The sequence below is a fragment of the Arthrobacter sp. ISL-5 genome (assembly GCF_018613835.1).
In the GTDB taxonomy this organism is placed as follows: domain Bacteria; phylum Actinomycetota; class Actinomycetes; order Actinomycetales; family Micrococcaceae; genus Arthrobacter.
Window position 1 is genome coordinate 79,419 of the sequence record NZ_JAGGPM010000004.1, and the last position, 19,294, is coordinate 98,712.

Sequence of the window (19,294 nt, forward strand, 5' to 3'; positions counted from 1 at the left end):
CAGCGCCGGGGGGAGCCCTGCCCGCGGGAGGCGCCATGCGGGTGATGGGGTCGGAAACCGAATACGGCATTCATGCGCCCTCCGCACCCGGCGCCAACGCCACCATGATGTCCGCGCGGGTGGTCCAGGCTTATGCCCAGGTCACCCGGCTCAGGGCTGCCGGCGGCGCCGAAACCCGGTGGGACTACACGGACGAGGAACCGCTTCACGACGCCCGGGGCTGGACGCTGGAACGGGGCCAGGCCCATCCGAGCCAGCTGACCGACCAGCCTCCGGTGCTCGACGCCGAGGCGGTGGCGCTGGCCTACGGACGCGACGAGCTGGAACTTGACGGCGAAGACGAGTCCGGCTCGCTCCTGATGAACATGGTCCTGGGCAACGGGGCACGGCTCTACGTGGACCACGCACACCCGGAATACTCCAGCCCGGAGGTGACCAACCCGGCCGCCGCCGTGGCCTGGGACGCGGCCGGGGACCTCGTGGCGCTGTCCGCCGTCCGGAGGCTGGCCGGCGACACGGAGCTCCCGCCCGTCAACCTCTACAAGAACAACACCGACAACAAGTCGGTGTCCTACGGCAGCCACGAAAACTATCTGATGCCCCGCTCGGTGCCGTTCGGCGACATCGTGCGGGGATTGACCCCGTTCTTCGTGACCCGCCAGATCATCTGCGGCTCGGGACGGGTGGGAATCGGCCAGGACAGCTCCCGCCCGGGCTACCAGATCAGCCAGCGGGCGGACTTCTTCGAGGCGGAAGTCGGCCTTGAGACCACCATCCGCCGCCCCATCATCAACACCCGGGACGAACCGCACGCCACCGCGGACAAGTACCGCCGTCTGCATGTGATCATTGGCGACGCCAACCTCAGCCAGGTGTCCAACTACCTCAAGTTCGGCACCACCGCGATGGTCCTGAGCCTGATCGAGGCCGGGCTCGCGCCCAAGATCGAAGTCCACGAGCCGGTGGCGGCCCTGCAGGCCATCAGTCACGACACCTCGCTGACCGCAAAGATCCGGCTGATGGACGGCCGCCGGGTAACGGCGCTGGATCTGCAGTGGATATACCACGAGGCCGCCGCCAAGCTGGCGCAGGACACCGGTGTTGCCGATGCCGTGGACGGCGACGGCCACACGCACGCCGTGCTGGACCGGTGGGCCGCCACGCTCACGCAACTGGACAGCGACCGCGCCGCCGCGGCGACGTCCGTGGAATGGCTGGCCAAGCTCTCCATCCTGGAGGGATACCGGCAGCGTGACGGCCTCGCCTGGGACGACGCCCGCCTGGGGCTGGTGGATCTGCAGTGGGCGGACATCCGGCCCGAAAAGGGCCTGTACTACCGGCTGCTGACGAGGGGGCGCATGCAACGGATCGTGAACGACGCCGACATCGCCGCCGCGGTGACGGAACCGCCGTCGGACACCCGGGCATACTTCCGCGGACGCTGCGTCAGCAGCTTCAGCAAGGACGTGGTGGGGGCCAGTTGGGACTCGGTGATCTTTGATGTGCCCGGTTACGGCAGGCTGCAGCGCGTCCCCACGAGGGAGCCGCTCCGCGGCACGAAAGCGCTGACCGGGGCCCTATTTGCCCGGCACCGGGAGGCCGGGCCCTTCCTTGCGGAACTGCTTGGAAACGCACCTGCTCCGCCACCGGCATAAAGCGTCCCGAAGAGCCGCTTTGCGTGGCAATATGGGCATACAGGATGTCCTGTCGGAAGCGGCGGGACTGTAAGAAGGAGATGAACATGGCAGGGCAGGAGCAACAGCAGCCGCAGCCACGCGACAGCGAGGTCGAGGAAGAGGTCCCCGCGCCGCCGGCACCGGCCGAGGGACAGGCATCCGCATCAACGCAGGGCGTTGACGATCTCCTGGACGAGATCGACGGCGTCCTGGAATCCAATGCGGAAGAGTTCGTCCGGGCGTTCGTGCAAAAGGGCGGGCAGTAGCCCGGCAGCGCCCCTAACCCGCACCGGGCACGGAGGCCTGAGGTACCGGACAGCCGCTGAATTACCACGTTGAAGGAGTGCACCAGTGCAGGAGACAACAGCCAACAAGGTAGCCGCCAACGCGACGTCATCGTTCACTGAGCATCTCCAACGCGACCGTCCGGAACTGCTTCCCTACAACCGGCCCTTCGAGTTCGGCCCGTCCGCCGGTCAGCCGCCGCAGGTGCCGCACGCCACCACGATCGTCGCCATGACGTATGCGGGCGGCGTCGTCATGGCGGGTGACCGCCGGGCCACGATGGGGAACATCATCGCCAGCCGCCATATCGAGAAGGTCTTTCCCGCGGACCAGTACTCGGTGCTCGGCATCGCCGGGACCGCCGGCATCGCGATCGACCTCACGCGGCTGTTCCAGGTTGAACTGGAGCACTACGAGAAGATCGAAGGAACGCTGCTGAGCCTGGACGGCAAGGCCAACCGGCTCGGCGCGATGATCCGCGGAAACCTGCCCATGGCCCTCCAGGGACTCGCCGTGGTGCCCCTGTTCGCCGGCTTCGACACCGCGGCCGGGGTGGGCCGCCTGTTCTCCTACGACGTGACCGGCGGCCGGTACGAGGAGCAGGAGCACCACGCCGTAGGCTCCGGCGCAATGTTCGCGCGCGGCGCCCTGAAGAAGCTCTGGCGCCCCAACCTCGTGGAAGACGAAGCCGTGTCGGTCGCCGTCGAGTCCCTGTACGATGCGGCCGACGACGACTCGGCCACCGGCGGACCGGACCCTGTCCGCCAGCTGTGGCCCGTCGTCTACACCGTCAACCGTGCCGGCGCGAGGCGCGTCGCCGAACGGGAACTCGCCGCCGTCGCGGGGACCATCATCGAGTCCAGGGCAGCTGCCCGGCGGGAGGCCTGACATGACCCAGCAGTTCTATGTTTCACCTGAACAGCTGATGAAGGACCGTGCGGACTTCGCACGGAAAGGCATCGCGCGGGGCCGGTCGGTGATCGTCGTGAGCTGCGAAGACGGCATCGCCCTCGTAGCCGAAAACCCGTCTCCCTCGCTCCACAAAATCGGCGAGATCTACGACAAAATCGCCTTCGCGGCTGTCGGCAAGTACAACGAATTTGAAAGCCTCCGCCAGGCCGGGGTTCGCTATGCCGACGTCCGCGGGTACTCCTACGACCGCGATGACGTCACCGCGCGCGGCCTGGCCAGCGTCTACGCGCAGAGCCTGGGCGCGGTTTTCACGGCGGAGCAGAAGCCGTTCGAGGTGGAGCTCGCCGTGGCAGAGGTCGGACCGTCCCAGGACCGTGACCATCTCTACCGGCTGACATTCGACGGCTCCATCGCCGACGAACACGGCTTCATTGTGATGGGCGGGCAGGCTGACAAAGTCTCGGGAGCTGTCGAGGCCGGCTGGCAGCGTGATCTTTCCTTCGCGGCGGCCATCCGCCTCGCCGTGAAGGGCCTCGTGACGGACAATGAGTCGCCCGAGCTGCCGGCCAAGGCTTTGGAGGTAGCGGTCCTGGACCGCGGCTCGGAAAGCGGCAGGGGGACCCGCCGGGCATTCCGCAGGTTGTCCGACGTCGACGTCATGGAACTGCTGGCTGAGGAGAACTGAAATGGACAAGAGGATCTTCGGTATCGAGACCGAATTCGGCATTTCCTATTCGAGCCCTGATTCGCGCCCGCTCGCGCCCGAGGAAGTGGCCCGGTACCTGTTCCGGAAAGTGGTCAGCTGGGGGCGGTCCTCGAATGTCTTCCTCACCAACGGGTCCCGCCTGTACCTGGACGTCGGCTCGCACCCGGAGTACGCCACCGCCGAATGCGACGACCTCGCCCAACTGATCGCCCATGACCGCGCCGGCGAGCTCATACTGGATGACCTCGTGGACGAGGCCCAGTCCAGGCTCGCGGCCGAAGGATTCAACGGGACGGTCTACCTGTTCAAGAACAACACGGACTCCGCCGGCAACTCCTACGGCAGCCACGAGAACTACCTCATACCGCGCCGCGGCGAGTTCACCCGGCTGGCGGAAATCCTCATTCCGTTCCTTGTCACCCGCCAGCTCATCGCCGGCGCGGGCAAGATCCTCAAGACGCCCCATGGCGCCACGTACGCCTTCTCCCAGCGCGCGGACCACATCTGGGAGGGTGTCTCCTCCGCCACCACCCGCTCCCGTCCGATTATCAACACACGTGACGAACCGCACGCGGACGCCGAGTTCTACCGCCGCCTCCACGTGATTGTCGGCGACTCGAACATGTCCGAGACCACGGCCCTGCTCAAGGTCGGCACCGTTGACCTCATCCTGCGGATGATTGAGGCCGGCGTGATCATGCGGGACATGCGGATGGAAAACCCGATCCGGAGCATCCGGGAGATTTCCCACGACCTGAGCGGCAGGGCACTGGTCCGGCTCGCCAACGGGCGCCAGCTCACCGCGCTGGAGATCCAGCAGGAGTACCTCAACAAGGTCACGGCCTTCGTTCAGGAGCACGGAGCGCATAACCGGCACGTGCCCCTGATCCTGGATCTGTGGGGGAGGACCCTGCGCGCCATTGAAAGCGGCGACACGAGCACCATCGACACCGAAATCGACTGGGCCATCAAGAAAAAGCTCATGGACAGCTACCGCAACCGGCACGGGCTGGGGCTTGACGCTCCGCGGATCGCGCAGCTGGACCTTACCTACCACGACATTTCCCGCAGCCGCGGCCTGTACTACCTCCTGCAGTCACGGGGTGCCGTCCGGCGGGTCACCGACGAGACGGCCATCAAGGACGCGGTCGATGCGCCGCCGCAGACCACCCGTGCCAAGCTGCGCGGCGATTTCGTGCGCAGGGCCCAGGAACTGGGACGCGATTACACGGTGGACTGGGTTCACTTGAAGCTCAACGACCGCGCCCACCAGACCATCCTCTGCAAGGATCCGTTCCGCAATGTGGACGAGCGCGTGGATGCGCTTCTGGAGTCTATGGGCTGATACCCAGCTTCACGCGTTACTCTGGAATAGGCTGTTTTGCGGCCCTGACTGCCTTGCCGTGGGTATCACCTACCGCGGCAACGCATCCATCTTGCCCCGACGAAAGTTCTTACGTGCGCCGACTACTAGCAATTCTCATTCCCGGACTGCTGCTGCTGACCGCCTGCGGCGGCCAGCCTGCAGCCCCGGAACCGACCAGCCAGTCCGCGGGTGAGACCGCCAAGCTGGACTCCCTCAAGCTGACGGACAACGGAGACAAGAAAGCACCGGGCGTAGAGTTCACCAAGCCCCTCGACGTCGCCGAGCCCACCGTCAAGGTGGTCACGGAAGGCAGCGGCGAGCGTGTCAAAGCCAACCAGATCGCCGAGATCTCCGTGCTGGCCCTGAACGGCAAGGACGGTGCAACGCTGGATGACAGCTTCCCCCGCGACCCCGAACCGCTCGAGCTGAACGAGAAGCTCAAGACCGGCAGCGCAATCGTGTACAACGCCTTTGTCGGAGCCAAGGTGGGCTCGCAGCTGGCCCTGGCCATACCCGGCAAGGCTGCCGCCGAAGGCGCCGAAGCCCAGCCGACCCAGCTCCTGATCATCAAGGTCCTGTCCGCCAAGGACGCACCGAAGGTGCTCGAGAAGCCGGAGGGTGACGCCGTCACGCCGCCGGCCGGACTGCCGACCGTGACCGAGAAGGACGGCGTCCCGGAAATCGCCGTCAAGGGCGTCGCCGCCCCGAAGAAACTCATCGCCCAGGACCTGATCAAGGGCAAGGGGCCCGAGGTCAAGGCCACTGACACCCTGACCGTCAACTACGTGGGAGTGGCCCTGGCCAGCGGCAAGAAGTTCGATTCAAGCTTTGACCGCAAGGAGACGGCTTCGTTCGGACTGGACAAGGTCATCAAGGGCTGGACCCAGGGGCTGACCGGCAAGACGGTGGGCTCCCGTGTGCTGCTCGTCATCCCCAAGGACCTCGCCTACGGCGATGCCGGCCAGGGGGACGCCAAGGGCGACCTCGTGTTCGTCGTCGACATCCTGGGCACCAAGTAAGTTCGCCACAGCAGTTTCCCATCCAAACAGAAGGAGCAACCATGTCATTTGGGCAGCGAGACCTCGACCGCCAGAAGCCGGAAATCGACTTCCCTGAAGGCCCGGTTCCCACCGAGCTCGTCATCACCGACCTCATCGAAGGCAGCGGCCCGGAGGCCAAAGCCGGCGACACCGTCTCAACCCACTACGTGGGCGTCGCCTGGTCCACTGGCGAAGAGTTCGACGCCTCGTGGGGCCGCGGCGCCCCGCTGGACTTCCGGGTCGGCGTCGGCCAGGTCATCCAGGGCTGGGACCAGGGCCTGCTGGGCATGAAGGTCGGCGGCCGCCGCCGCCTCGAGATCCCCTCGGAGCTGGCCTACGGTTCCCGTGGCGCCGGCGGGGCGATCGGCCCCAACGAAGCCCTGATTTTCGTCGTGGACCTCGTGGGCGTCCGCTAGGCACTGCTGGCTGAGCACCGGAAGCGCGGTAACAATCGGATGGAATTTCCGAACTGTTTCCGCGCTTCCGCGGTTTAACCCGGGCAGCTTTAGTAACGTAACCAGGGTGTCCGCCCAACGAACCGAGCGCCTGCTCAACCTCCTGATCGCCCTTTTGAACTCCAAGTACGGCCTGCGCCGCAGCGAACTCCGGGAGAAGATCTACCGCGCCGGCGCTGCCAACGACGCCGCCTTCGGCCGGATGTTCGAACGCGACAAGAATGACCTGCGCGAGTTCGGCTTTGACGTCGAAACAGTCATGGACCACGGCTGGAACTCGGAAGACCCAGCCACCACGCGCTACCGGATCGGCAAGGAATCGAACCGGCTGCCTGACGTGGAGCTCACCCCGGACGAATGGACGGTACTGCTGCTGGCCTCGCAGCTGTGGGAGCAGGCCGCCCTGGGCGCCGCCGCCACGAACGCCATGCGCAAGCTCCAGGCTTCCGGCGGCCTTGCCGACGTCGAGCTTCCGGCCGGTGTCCAGCCCCGCATCAAGCCGGCCGGACAGGCCTTCGAAGACCTCGTTGCGGCGATGCACGCCCAGCATCCGGTCCGCTTCCGCTACCTCGCCGGCAGCACCGGCAAGGAGGAGGAGCGCGTGGTTGAGCCCTGGGGCCTCGGCAGCCGCTTTGGGCAGTGGTATCTCGTGGGTCATGACAGGGTACGCGGCGCCCAGCGCCACTTCCGGCTCTCACGCTTCACGTCGGCCGTCACGGTGCTGGAGAAGGAGGGATTCACGCCTCCTGCCGCCTTCAACGTGCGGGCGGAACTGGCCGGCCTTCCGGAGCTGCCGCTCACCTCCGCCGTCGTGGACGTCCGGAAGGGACGGCTGCTGGGGCTGCGGAAGCGCTCCGCGCCGGCCGCCGTCGTGGCTGGAGACGCTGTGGCTGAAGAGGCGGTGGCTGAAGAGGCAGGGGCCGACGGCGATTGGGACCGCCTGGCGGTGCCGTACCGCGACGCTGAGCTGCTGGGGGAGGAACTGGCCTCCTACGGCCCGAACGTCAGGGTGGCGGCTCCCGCTGAACTCGCAACGGCCGTGCAGCGCCGGCTGGCGAGTGCCGCCGCCTTCGCCGCCGCGCCGGCGCCTTCCTTCGACTTCGCTGACGCCGGACCCGGCAAGCGGCCCCGCAAACGGACCTCGGAAGACCAGCTCAAGCGGATGCTGCAGCTGGTTCCGTTCCTGGTCCACAACCAGGGACTGCATATCCAGGACGTCGCGGACAGGTTCGGGGTGACGCGCAGGGAACTTGAGAATGATCTGCTGATCCTGATCTGCTCGGGGCTCCCGCAGGGTTACCCCGACGAGCTCCTGGACATCCAGTGGGAGGACGACCACGTCTTCATCAGCCAGTCGCTGGAACTGAACAGGCCCGTCCGTTTCACCGTGGACGAGGCCTGCGCCCTGCTGACGGGGCTGGAGACGCTGAACGGCCTCCCCGAGCTCGCCGAGGGAAACGCCCTGGAATCGGTCACACTCAAGCTCATGGCGGCTGCCGGGGAGGAAGGGCTCCGCGCCGGTGCGCTCTCCGGTCCCGAGGTGGGACCGGCCAATTCCGCGAACCTCGACCTCATCCGCAGCGCCATCGAATCCGGGTCGCAGCTGCACCTTGTCTACCTCTCCGCGCAGAAGGATTCCCTCTCGGAGCGGGACGTGGACCCGCTGCGGCTCTACTCCATGGACAACACCTGGTACTTCGAGGCGTACTGCCACTCGGCCGCCGGGCTGCGCAACTTCCGCCTCGACCGCATCGAGGACCTCACGCCGAACGGCAAGCCCATAGCCTCCCCGGTCAAGCCCGACGGCGGGTTCCCGGCAAAACTCTTCACGCCCAACGACGACGACACCCTGGTGACCGTTCAGCTCACCGGCAGGGGCGCCGGCCTTGCGGACGACTATTACGCCGAGCGGACCGCGGCGCTGCCCGACGGCGGCATGGTGGCCGAGATCAGGTTCGGCAACACGTCATGGCTGCCGATGTTCGTGGCCCAGCACGGCGGGACGGTCCGGATCCTGGCGCCTGCAGCCCTTGCGGAGGCGTCCCGGGAATGGATCGACGCGGCCCTGGCCCGGTACGCCAGCTAGACTACTCAGCATGCCTTGGTGGTCATGGATCCTTCTCTGGATTGCGCTGATAGCGCTTTCCCTCCTGTTCTTCGTGGTGATGGGCGTCAGGCTGTTCCGCCAGTTCATGGCCACGGTCAAGGAGCTCGGTGCCGCCGGTGAGAAGCTGGGGCACCTGCCCGCCCCCGTTCCGGAGGCCGGCACGCCCGGCGAAGGCACGTCCCACGCCGCCGCAGCCCCGCCCGGAGCGGCTGTCTTTGCCTCGCCGCACCGGATGCGACATGATTACCACGCATCCAAGTCTGCCCGCAGAGAAGCGCGGCGCCAGCGCCGAATCCAACGCAAGGCGGAACGGGGCCAGCCCCAGGCGCTGCGCGACATCGAATTCAGATAAACGTAGGATGTAAGCAGACGAAAGGACTTCCAGTGGGACGACTCTTTGATGGCCCGTGGCCCATCGTAATTATCATCATCGTGGCATTGCTGCTGTTCGCGGCGCCTAAGCTTCCGGCCATGGCCCGCAGCCTCGGCCAGTCCATGCGGATCATCAAATCCGAGGTCAAGGAAATGAAGAACGATGGCAAGCCTGAGGCTGCCAATGATGGCACCGACCCCGTCGAGGGCAGGGTCGTGAACCACCCGCAGTCCAGGACAGCAAACGGCGAACCGACCGACGGCACCGACGTCCCGCCGTCGAACCGCGCTTGACCTGAAGTGGCACTGACGAAGGGCCGCAAAGCCAACCCGGAGGGCCGCATGGCCCTCATGGATCACCTGAACGAACTCAAGAACAGGCTGATCAAATCTGCCATCGGGCTGGTCATCGGCGGCGTCGGCGGCTGGATCCTCTACGACCCGGTACTGAGCGCGCTCAAGGAACCCGTGGACCGGATTGCGGAGCACACGGGCGGCACGTCGTCCGTGAACTTCTCGAGCATCGCGTCGCCCTTCGACTTCAAGCTCCAGCTGGCGCTGCTGATCGGCGCCGTGATTTCCAGTCCGATCTGGATCTACCAGCTGTGGGCGTTCATCACCCCGGGGCTGACCGTAAAAGAGAGGCGGTACACCCTCGGCTACATGGCCGCTGCGGTCCCGCTCTTCCTCGCCGGCGTGTGGGTAGGCTGGATGGTCACGCCCCAGGTTGTCCGCGCGCTGACGCAATTTACTCCCGCGGGGTTCTCAAACCTCATTGACGCACGGGACTACGTGGACTTCGTCACCCGCATGGTGCTGTTCCTCGGCCTGGCATTCCTGGTGCCGGTGGTCCTCGTCGGCGTCAACATGGCAGGCATCATCCGCGGGCACACCATCATGAAGGCATGGCGCATCACGGTGTTCCTCGTCTTCGTGCTGGCCGCCATCGCGGCCCCCGGGGCCGACGCCCTGTCCATGTTCCTGCTGGCCGGGCCCCTGCTGGTCCTCTTCTTCGCCGCAATCGGCCTGTGCATCGTCAATGACCGCCGGCGCGACCGGCGCGCGGCGAAGCAGGCCGCTGAGACCGAGGCCACGGCAGACATTGCGACTCCGGGCAGCGAACTGAGGAATCTCTAGCGCCGTCCCGGCTAGGCTTGAGGCATGTCCACCACAACCGGTTCATCGTCGCCCTCCGAACGCTACCGGGCCAGCGCCGAACGGACGGCGGAATCCAAAACCCATCTGGGCTCGTTTGCCCGGACCTTGGACTTTGACCTGGATGATTTCCAGCGGCAGGCGTGCAGGTCGCTGCAGGAAGGCCGCGGCGTCCTCGTGGCCGCACCCACCGGCGCCGGCAAGACGATCGTGGGCGAGTTCGCCATCTACCTGGCGCTGCAGCGCGGGCTGAAAGCCTTCTACACCACCCCCATCAAGGCCCTGAGCAACCAGAAGTTCTCCGAGCTCACGGAGAAGTACGGTGCGCAGAATGTGGGGCTGCTGACGGGGGACACCAGCATCAACGGCGAAGCGCCCGTGGTTGTGATGACCACCGAGGTGCTGCGCAATATGCTCTACGCCGACTCCGCTTCCCTGGACGACCTCGGCTTCGTGGTCATGGACGAGGTGCACTACCTGGCCGACCGCTTCCGGGGCGCCGTGTGGGAGGAAGTGATCATCCACCTGCCCAGCGAAGTCCAGGTGGCTTCGCTCAGCGCCACCGTCTCCAACGCAGAGGAGTTCGGCGCGTGGCTGGACACCGTCCGGGGGGACACGGATGTCATCGTGTCCGAGCACCGGCCTGTCCCGCTGTGGCAGCACGTGATGGTCGGCAAGGAGATTGTGGATCTGTTCGCCGGAGAGACCACCTTCGACGAAATCGCGCCCGAAGGCGACCCCGTCGCCGCCTCCGCTCTGCCGGCGGCACCGGGTCCGGACGCCGCCGGACAGCGCGGCTTCGAGGTCAACCCCGAGCTGCTGTCCATGGCCCGGGCCGAAAGCCAACTGAACTTCCAGGGTCGCTTCGGCCACGGCGGCCGCAGCCAGCGGCGGCAGCAGCGTCAGCGTGCTGACGACCGGTCCCAGCAGACGCCGCCACGCACGGCTGTCAGGAAGGCGAGCCGGCCGCAGGTCATCGCCAGCCTGGACCGGCAGGACCTCCTTCCCGCCATCACGTTCATCTTTTCCCGGGCGGGCTGCGACGCCGCGGTGTCCCAGTGTGTGGCCGCAGGGCTGTGGCTGACCACCGAGAAGGAACAGCGGATCATTGCCCAGCGTGTTGACGAGGCGGGCGAGGAGATACCCTCTGACGACCTTGAGGTGCTGGGATTCTGGAACTGGCGTGACGGGCTGTTGAGGGGCATCGCGGCGCACCATGCGGGCATGCTGCCCACTTTCAAGGAGGTCGTCGAAAAGCTCTTCGCCGAGGGCCTGGTGAAGGCCGTGTTTGCCACTGAGACCCTGGCCCTCGGGGTCAACATGCCGGCACGCTCGGTGGTCCTGGAGAAGCTCGACAAATTCAACGGTGAAGCCCACGTGGACATCACGGCGGGGGAGTACACGCAGCTGACCGGCAGGGCCGGGCGGCGGGGCATCGACGTCGAAGGCCACGCCGTGGTCCTCTGGCAGCCCGGCACGGATCCCGCGGCGGTGGCGGGCCTGGCATCGCGCCGGACCTATCCGCTGAACTCCAGCTTCAGGCCCACCTACAACATGAGCATCAACCTGCTCGCCCAGTTCGGCCGCCCGCGGGCCCGGGAGATCCTCGAGTCCTCCTTCGCCCAGTTCCAGGCGGACCGGTCGGTGGTGGGACTGGCCAAGCAGGTGCGCAGCCGCGAGGAGTCCCTGGCCGGGTATGCCAAGTCCATGACCTGCCACCTGGGCGACTTCACCGAATATGCGCGGCTGCGGCGGGAACTCTCCGACGCCGAGAACTTCACGTCACGCAGCAAGTCGAGGGCACGGAAGTCGCTCAACGAAGACTCCCTCAGCCGCCTGCTGCCGGGCGATGTTGTGGACGTCCCGGCCGGCCGGGCACCCGGGGTTGCGGTGGTGCTGAGTTCGGACCACAGCTCCCGGGAGCCGAGGCCTGCCGTGCTCACGCTGGACAGCCAGTTGCGCAGGATCGGCATCGACGACCTCGAAGGACCCATCTCACCGCTAACCAGGATCCGGATCCCCAAGTCCTTCAATGCGAAGGTGCCCAAGTCCCGGCGGGACCTGGCCTCCTCCGTCCGGAACGCGCTGCGGGAGAACCGTCCGCCGGCCAGGGGCAGCAGCCGCAACAACGACTTCGGCCTGGGCGCGGTTCTTCCGAACCAGGAAAAGAAGATCGCCGACCTGCGGCGTGCCTTGCGCGCCCACCCGTGCCACGGCTGCAGCGAGCGTGAGGACCACGCCCGGTGGTCGGAACGCTGGTGGAAGCTGCGGAAGGAAACGGACGGGCTGGTCCGCCAGATCCAGGGCCGCACGAACACCATCGCCAAAACGTTCGACCGGGTGTGCGATGTCCTGTCCGCTTACGGATACCTGGAAACGCCGGAACCGGGCAAGCACAGAATCAGCACCGACGGGCAGCGCCTGCGCCGGATCTACGGCGAGAAGGACCTCCTGATCTCACAGGCACTGCGCCAGGGCGCGTTCGACGACCTCGACGCCGTGGAGGTGGCGGCCTTCGCCAGCGTGCTCGTGTACCAGGCCAAGCGGGAGGACCGCGGCCTCAGGCCGCGCATGCCCAGCGTCTCGCTCGAAACCGCCGTGGACATCGTGGTGCGGGAATGGTCGGCGCTGGAGGACGTGGAGGAGCAGAACAAGCTTCCCCTCACGGGCGAGCCGGAGCTTGGCCTGATCTGGCCCATGTACAAGTGGGCCCGCGGGCGCCACCTCCAGGAGGTGCTCAACGGCACTGAGCTCGCGGCCGGGGACTTCGTCCGGTGGGTCAAGCAGGTGATTGACCTGCTGGACCAGCTGGCCAAGATTCCGGGGCTGGATCCGCGGCTTGCCCGGCTGTGCGCCGAGGCCATCAAACTTGTCAGGCGGGGAGTAGTGGCCTACTCCACCGTGGTCTGAATCCCGCACACGAAAAACCCCCAAGGAGTTCCACCCCCATGACCGAAGCAGACACACGCGCCCACGCCGGTACCGGACCGTCGAGGGTGACGATGTACCGGAACGGCTCCGTCTACACGGCGGCTGACCCTTTCGCCACCGCCATGCTCGTGGATGGCGGCACTATCGCATGGGTGGGCTCCGAACAGGCCGCGACGTCGATCGCCGACAGCTCCATGGAAGTCATCGATCTCCGCGGCGCGCTGCTGGCCCCCGGGTTCGTGGATTCCCACGTTCACCTGACGGAGACGGGCATTGCGCTTGGCGCGCTGCAGCTGGCCAATGTCCGCTCGGCCCGGGAGCTGCTGGACGCCGTGGCCGGATCCGGCGGGGCAGGCACCATCCTGGGGCACGGCTGGGACGAGTCACTGTGGGATGATCCCACGCTGCCGGAACCGAGCGAGCTGGAGCGCGCTGCCGGCGGCCGGCCGGTCTACCTGTCACGGGTGGACGCCCATTCGGCGCTCGTGTCCCCGGCATTGGCTGCTGCGGCCGGCCTGCGGGAACTTGACGGGTTCGCGCCCGGCGGCCACGTCAAACGCGAGGCACATGCCGCGGCACGGCTGGCCACCAGGCGCCTCTCCGCCGCCGAGTTGCAGGACCACCAGCGGCGCGCGCTGGCCGAAGCCGCGGCCAACGGCTACGTGGCACTTGCGGAAATGGGTGCACCGCACATCGGGAGCCCGCTCGATCTGCAGCTGGCAGCCGGCTGGAACTCTGGGGCGGATTCCGCGCCCGTGCCCGAGGTCCTCGCCTACTGGGGTCAACTCGCGACGTCGGCGGCGGACGCCGAGGCGCTCCTCACGGAGCTGGGCGTTCCGGTCCGGGGGCTTGCTGGCGACCTGAACATCGACGGTTCCATCGGTTCCCGGACGGCTTCCCTTCGGGAGCCGTACACCGACGCCCCGGGGGAGCAGGGCACAACGTATCTTTCCGCGGATCAGGCCGCCGCACACCTGGCCGCCTGTTCCCTGCTGGGAATCCAGGGCGGGTTCCACGTCATCGGCGACGCCGGCCTCGACGCCGCCCTGGATGCGCTGGACCTGGCAGCCGCGGAAGTGGGGGAGCAGCCGGTCCGCGCGGCCGGGCACCGCTTCGAACACGTGGAAATGGCCGACGCCGAGGCTATAGCGCGCCTCGCCAAGTACTCGGTGACGGTGAGCGTCCAGCCAGCGTTTGACGCGGCATGGGGTGGCCCGGGCCGGCTCTACGACCAGCGCCTGGGTTCCCGGAGCGAGAACATGAACCCCTTTGCCTCCTTCTATTCGGCAGGCGTTCCCATCTGCTTCGGAAGCGACAGCCCGGTGACCCCGCTGCGCCCGTGGTCCAGCGTGAGGGCCTGCCTTGAGCACAGCAATCCTGCGCAACGGATATCCGCCCGGGCAGCATTCCTCGGTCACACGCGGGCAGGCTGGCGGGCGGCCAGGCACGCCAACCCGATGGCCGGACAATTGGTGCCGGGTGCTCCGGCAACGTTTGCGGTCTGGGACGTCGAGGAACTCATGGTCCAGGTGGCCGACGGCAGGGTCCAGTCCTGGAGTACGGATCCGCGCGCCAGGACGCCCCTGCTTCCGGCCCTGGACACCGGAACAGACCCGCGCTGCCTTCAGACCGTGCGGAACGGGATGGAACTGTTCTCCGCCGACACCCTCCGCGCCTGACCGCGGGCGCCACGGCCGCTGCAACAAACCGCCTTCCACGCATGATTCGGTGCCGGTTTGCCGGCATCGAATCCGGCGCTGACCTGCGCCGATGCACGTAAGAGCTGGTCAGGCGCCGGTTGACAGGCAACCGGCAGTCCGTAGCATTGAGGGTCAACGGACGGGTGCTTTTGGAGCAGTATCTGTCTGGCCGCCGCTCCACCTTTTGGAACGCGACAGCCGTCTGGTGACTCGGGCGGGCGGCATTCCGGGGCAGGTCCACAACGCAGCAGAAAACAGTTCCCTTAACGCCCATCGCGTAGTCCGGAACTGGCCCGCGGCAGTGTGGACCTGCCCGTGGCATCCCGGGGCGCAACCCTGAAGGCTTCCGTCATGTGCGGCGGGAACCGGGCGACGGCGGGAATGGGGGCCGGTGCGGGCCCGTATAATGGAGAGTTGCGCTTTGCGAGTCGGCGGTCCCGCCGTACTCCACGCGCGCTGACCGCTCCCATCCAGGAAAGGCCTCCCTGTGCGTGTCCTCACCATCATTCCCACCTACAACGAGCTGGAGTCGCTCCCCATAACGCTCGGCCGTCTGCGTGCCGCTGTGCCGGCATCCGACGTCCTGGTCGTGGACGACAACAGCCCGGACGGCACCGGACAGCTGGCGGACAGCATCGCTGCCGAAGACAGCCAGGTTCACGTCCTGCACCGCAAGGGCAAGGAAGGGCTGGGAGCGGCCTACATTGCCGGCTTCAAATGGGGCCTCGACGCCGGGTACGACGTCCTCGTCGAAATGGATGCCGACGGATCGCACCAGCCCGAGCAGCTTCCGCAGCTCCTGGACGCGGTGGAACAGGGTGCTGACCTCGCCATGGGCTCGCGGTGGGTGCGCGGCGGAAAGGTGGTCAACTGGCCGCTGTACCGGCAGGCGATTTCCCGCATCGGGAGCACGTATTCGCGCATCATGCTCGGCGTCAAAATCAAGGACGTCACCGGCGGCTACCGTGCCTTCCGCCGCACCACCCTCGAGAAGCTGAACCTCGACCAGATCGAGTCCGTGGGCTACGGCTTCCAGGTGGACCTGGCCTGGCGCGTCGCCAAAATGGGGCTGACCATTGTGGAACGGCCCATCACGTTCGTGGAGCGCGAGCTGGGCGCCTCGAAGATGAGCGGCAACATCGTCGTCGAGGCCATGATCAACGTGACGAAGTGGGGCCTGACGGCCCGCTGGAACAAACTGACCGGAAAAAACCAGGCGGACAGCCGGTCCTAGCCAGCCGGGCCTAGCCAGCCGGGCCTAGCCGCCCGGACCGGCCGGCAGGGCAACTTGCCGGTCCACCACCCGGCACAAAAAAGGCCGGATTCACTGCGTTCAAGGAACGCAGCGGATCCGGCCTTTCGGCGTCTTAGCTCGGCGTCTTAGTGCCGGCTAGGCGGAGCGCCGTTCGCCACGGCGTTCGCGCAGAATGGTGAGGCGGTCGTCGAGGATCTGCTCAAGCTCGGGAAGGGACCGGCGTTCCAGCAGCATGTCCCAGTGGGTGCGGACGGCTTTTTCGTTGCTGGTGTCCGGGCGTTCGCCATCGACGAGCAGCGCTTCCTTGCCGGTCTTGGAGACCCATACAGGGGGAATTTCGGCTTCGGAGGAGAAGGTTACAAACACCTGTTCGCCGTCCTCGCACCGGTACTCAACCCGCTGACGCGGAGCCGGCTCCACGCCGGATTCGGTCTCCATGCTTTGTGCGCCAAGTCGCATACCCCGCAGGCTGCGATCGCTCATGATTTCTCCCTCTGGTCGGTTCGCGGAGCCGCGCTCCGCGCTAGCCGCAGGCTAAAAAGCGGCCTGCGGACTACGGTGTGCTCTACGTAGCATCACTAGATGAAACGCTTTGCCAAGCATTGTTGTTCCGCCCGGACTGATCCGGCCGGACAAATATACTATTATACGGCTTTCCTGCACTCACGGCAACGCAGGTGCGCGGCGGCAGGAAAAAGGGAGGCACCCCTGGCGGCGTGCCTCCCGTTCCCCGCAACCTACATGCCTTCAGCTACGATGCGGGCTGTTTGCCCGCATCAGGGCCGGGCCCGAACAAATCGCCCGAGCGCGGATCCGGGTTAGCCCCGCCCAACGCGTTGCCTATGCCCTTAAGTGCTTCGCCCACTTCGCTCGGAATGATCCATAGCTTGTTGGACGTGCCCTCGGCGAGCTTGGGCAGCGTCTGGAGGTACTGGTAGGCCAGGAGCTTCTGGTCCGGATTGCCCTTGTGGATGGCGTCGAAGACCTTCTGGATAGCCTGGGCCTCACCGTCGGCGCGAAGGATGGCCGCCTTGGCATCACCCTCGGCCTTGAGGATGGCGGCCTGCCGCTGGCCTTCGGCCGTCAGGATGGCCGACTGCTTGGTGCCTTCGGCGGTCAGGATCGCGGCCCGGCGGTCGCGTTCGGCCCTCATCTGCTTTTCCATCGAATCCTGGATGGAGTGGGGCGGATCGATCGCCTTCAGCTCCACCCGGGAAACCCTGATTCCCCAGCGGCCCGTGGCCTCGTCCAGCACCCCGCGGAGCTGGCCGTTGATCTGGTCCCGCGAGGTCAGCGCCTCCTCCAGGTTCAATCCGCCGACGACGTTGCGGAGCGTGGTGGTGGTCAGCTGCTCCACGGCCTGGATGTAGTTGGCGATCTCGTACGTGGCGGCCCGCGGATCGGTCACCTGGAAGTAGACCACGGTGTCGATGGACACTACGAGGTTGTCCTCTGTGATCACGGGTTGCGGCGGAAACGAAACAACCTGCTCGCGGAGGTCCAGGAGCGGCAGCAGCCGGTCAACAAACGGGATAAGGATGGTCAGGCCGGGGTTGAGGGTCCGCTGGTACTTTCCGAGGCGTTCAACCACTCCGGCCCTGGCCTGCGGCACGATCCGCACCGAGCGGACCAACACAATGACGACAAAGACGATCAGGACCAGCATCACTACAGTGACGGCGATTCCTCCTGGGCTATCCATACTTCTCCTTCTCCCCAAATTCAGTGAAGCTCTACCTTGGCGGATCGCCCGCCGCAACTGCTGACGCCGCAACGGCGGCGGCAGAAATCTTTACCTTGCGGTACTTACTGGATTGCAGTTTCGGCCTGCGGAGCCACCACCGCCGTCGCGCCGTCAATGGCTGCGACGATTACACGCTGGCCCTCAGTCAGGACGCCGGACTCGGACCGCGCGCTCCAGACGTCACCGCCGATCTTCACCCGTCCTCCGGTGGCGGACACCGCCTCCATGACGAGGGCGGATTCGCCGATCAGGCGGTCAACGTTGGTTCGCTGTTCGGCGGGGCCTTTGTGCAGGTGTTTGAGGGTGATCGGGCGGACGAACGCGATCATGAGCAGCGATACGACGCAGAAGACCACGATCTGAAGCCAGAGATCGGCGCCGGCAAAGTCGGCCACGAGCCCGGCCAGGGCGCCGCCGCCAAGCATGATGAAGAAGAGATCAAGGGTCAGCATTTCCACGGCAGCGAAGACCAGGAAGACCGTGAGCCAGAGCGCCCACCAGTTTTGGCTAAGCCATTCAAACATCCGTTCCCCCTTGATTCCGGGGGCTGCGGGGCAGACCCTCCGTAACTTTCTTCCATCCTAGACCGAAGCAGCGGGACCTGGCAGTGAAGGTTCGACCCGCGCCGGAACGTGGCCAAGCTGTTATGCGGCTGCGGTTCTTCGGGGGAGGAAGACGCTGATCCGGAACTTCCCGGTGACGGCGGTGACGGCGGGTAAACCGGCGAGCCTGGCCGTGAGGGCCGGGCGGTCCGTGTGGTGGCCGGCGGGGCCCATCAGCGCCAGGTTGGCCACGTCCTGCGGGGACAACCCCAGAGCCAGGTCGACGTCCTGGGCGGACAGCAGCTCAAAGTGGCCCGTAAGCGCGTCGGCCAGCCGTTCGTCCTTTTCCGCTTCGATGCCGAGCATGCCGGCCTGGCTGGCGATTTCCGCGAGGTGCCCTGGCCGCGGCGTCACCACAACCAGCCGTCCCGAGGGCTTGAGGACCCGGGCGAATTCGGCCGCGTTGCGGGGTGCGAACACCACAGTAACGACGTCGACGGCGGCGTCCGCCACCGGGAACTGCTGCCAGACATCGCTGACCAGGTTCACGGCTCCGGGGTTAAGCTTCGCCGCCCGCCGGAGCGCGAACTTCGAGATGTCCAGGCCTACGGCGGCGATAGGGCCGCCGCTGCCCGCCTGGTCCAGGATTGCCCGAAGGTAATGGCCCGTGCCTGTTCCTGAGTCCAGCACGGCCGGTTCGGGTCCTTGCAGCGCGGGGGCCGCCGCGCCGGCGACCGCGGCGGCCAGCGGCCGGTAGTGCCCGGCGTCGAGGAACGCGGCCCGGGCCGCCACCATGTCGGCGGAATCCGGCTGGAAGGCGGTGCCCTTGCCCACGAGCAGATTGAAATAGCCCTGCCGGGCGGCATCGAAGCTGTGGCCCTCCGCGCAGGCCAGGGCCCGGGGCCGGGCGGCCGCGCCAGCCTCGCCATCCCTCAAGGCAGGAGAGAGCGTCTTCCTGCAGACAGGGCACAGCAGGGACGGTAGGCGGAGAGGCATAGGGACAATCCTAGGGCTGTTGCTCCGGGACAGCAGAAGGGGCTACGTGAGG

Annotated in this window: 18 protein-coding genes; 14 read left to right on the forward strand and 4 right to left on the reverse strand. The window is 66.7% G+C overall.

The window, feature by feature from the left end; genetic code table 11:
- Positions 1 to 35 precede the first annotated feature (35 nt).
- The 14 genes from dop (at position 36) to J7I89_RS01970 (ending at position 15,939) form a co-directional block, all read left to right on the forward strand.
- Entirely contained in the window at positions 36 to 1,655 is a 1,620-nt protein-coding gene (gene dop / locus J7I89_RS01905; RefSeq protein ID WP_214966773.1) for a depupylase/deamidase Dop, read from the forward strand.
- 86 nt (positions 1,656 to 1,741) lie between these two features.
- Positions 1,742 to 1,942: a ubiquitin-like protein Pup gene (locus J7I89_RS01910; protein WP_214966775.1), complete on the forward strand. Its 201-nt coding sequence runs from the start codon at positions 1,742 to 1,744 to the stop codon at positions 1,940 to 1,942.
- Positions 1,943 to 2,027: 85 nt separating this feature from the next.
- Entirely contained in the window at positions 2,028 to 2,849 is an 822-nt protein-coding gene (gene prcB, locus J7I89_RS01915; protein ID WP_214966776.1) for a proteasome subunit beta, read from the forward strand.
- A 1-nt stretch (position 2,850) separates the two neighbouring features.
- On the forward strand, positions 2,851 to 3,558 hold the full coding sequence (gene prcA, locus J7I89_RS01920; RefSeq protein ID WP_214966778.1) for a proteasome subunit alpha: 708 nt from the start codon (positions 2,851 to 2,853) through the stop codon (positions 3,556 to 3,558).
- A 1-nt stretch (position 3,559) separates the two neighbouring features.
- A complete protein-coding gene (pafA, locus tag J7I89_RS01925) occupies positions 3,560 to 4,924 on the forward strand; it encodes a Pup--protein ligase (RefSeq protein WP_214966780.1) in 1,365 nt (454 codons plus the stop codon).
- Positions 4,925 to 5,037: 113 nt separating this feature from the next.
- Positions 5,038 to 5,964: an FKBP-type peptidyl-prolyl cis-trans isomerase gene (locus J7I89_RS01930; protein ID WP_214966782.1), complete on the forward strand. Its 927-nt coding sequence runs from the start codon at positions 5,038 to 5,040 to the stop codon at positions 5,962 to 5,964.
- A 41-nt stretch (positions 5,965 to 6,005) separates the two neighbouring features.
- Positions 6,006 to 6,401: an FKBP-type peptidyl-prolyl cis-trans isomerase gene (locus J7I89_RS01935; protein ID WP_056627232.1), complete on the forward strand. Its 396-nt coding sequence runs from the start codon at positions 6,006 to 6,008 to the stop codon at positions 6,399 to 6,401.
- Positions 6,402 to 6,507: 106 nt separating this feature from the next.
- Positions 6,508 to 8,526, forward strand: a complete 2,019-nt coding sequence (locus tag J7I89_RS01940) for a YafY family protein (protein WP_214966784.1) — start codon at positions 6,508 to 6,510, stop codon at positions 8,524 to 8,526.
- Positions 8,527 to 8,536: 10 nt separating this feature from the next.
- Positions 8,537 to 8,899: a hypothetical protein gene (locus tag J7I89_RS01945; RefSeq protein ID WP_214966786.1), complete on the forward strand. Its 363-nt coding sequence runs from the start codon at positions 8,537 to 8,539 to the stop codon at positions 8,897 to 8,899.
- Between the two features lie 32 nt (positions 8,900 to 8,931).
- Positions 8,932 to 9,213, forward strand: a complete 282-nt coding sequence (gene tatA, locus J7I89_RS01950; RefSeq protein ID WP_214966787.1) for a Sec-independent protein translocase subunit TatA — start codon at positions 8,932 to 8,934, stop codon at positions 9,211 to 9,213.
- A gap of 48 nt (positions 9,214 to 9,261) precedes the next feature.
- Entirely contained in the window at positions 9,262 to 10,056 is a 795-nt protein-coding gene (tatC, locus tag J7I89_RS01955; RefSeq protein WP_214966961.1) for a twin-arginine translocase subunit TatC, read from the forward strand.
- A 24-nt stretch (positions 10,057 to 10,080) separates the two neighbouring features.
- Positions 10,081 to 12,984: an RNA helicase gene (locus J7I89_RS01960; protein WP_214966789.1), complete on the forward strand. Its 2,904-nt coding sequence runs from the start codon at positions 10,081 to 10,083 to the stop codon at positions 12,982 to 12,984.
- Between the two features lie 38 nt (positions 12,985 to 13,022).
- Positions 13,023 to 14,684 (forward strand): amidohydrolase, encoded by a 1,662-nt coding sequence (locus tag J7I89_RS01965; protein WP_214966791.1) that lies wholly within the window; start codon positions 13,023 to 13,025, stop codon positions 14,682 to 14,684.
- A 508-nt stretch (positions 14,685 to 15,192) separates the two neighbouring features.
- Entirely contained in the window at positions 15,193 to 15,939 is a 747-nt protein-coding gene (locus J7I89_RS01970) for a polyprenol monophosphomannose synthase (RefSeq protein ID WP_214966793.1), read from the forward strand.
- A gap of 156 nt (positions 15,940 to 16,095) precedes the next feature.
- On the opposite strand, the gene J7I89_RS01975 is transcribed toward J7I89_RS01970, so the two are convergent.
- The 4 genes from J7I89_RS01975 to J7I89_RS01990 all read right to left on the reverse strand — a co-directional run bounded on the left by J7I89_RS01975 (position 16,096) and on the right by J7I89_RS01990 (position 19,242).
- The gene (locus J7I89_RS01975) at positions 16,096 to 16,443 is read right to left on the reverse strand and encodes an RNA polymerase-binding protein RbpA (RefSeq protein WP_214966795.1); all 348 of its coding nucleotides are present in this window, start codon (positions 16,441 to 16,443) and stop codon (positions 16,096 to 16,098) included.
- A gap of 268 nt (positions 16,444 to 16,711) precedes the next feature.
- The gene (locus J7I89_RS01980; RefSeq protein WP_214966797.1) at positions 16,712 to 17,662 is read right to left on the reverse strand and encodes an SPFH domain-containing protein; all 951 of its coding nucleotides are present in this window, start codon (positions 17,660 to 17,662) and stop codon (positions 16,712 to 16,714) included.
- A gap of 104 nt (positions 17,663 to 17,766) precedes the next feature.
- On the reverse strand, positions 17,767 to 18,228 hold the full coding sequence (locus tag J7I89_RS01985) for an NfeD family protein (protein WP_214966798.1): 462 nt from the start codon (positions 18,226 to 18,228) through the stop codon (positions 17,767 to 17,769).
- Between the two features lie 120 nt (positions 18,229 to 18,348).
- The gene (locus J7I89_RS01990; RefSeq protein ID WP_214966800.1) at positions 18,349 to 19,242 is read right to left on the reverse strand and encodes a methyltransferase domain-containing protein; all 894 of its coding nucleotides are present in this window, start codon (positions 19,240 to 19,242) and stop codon (positions 18,349 to 18,351) included.
- Positions 19,243 to 19,294: the final 52 nt, after the last annotated feature.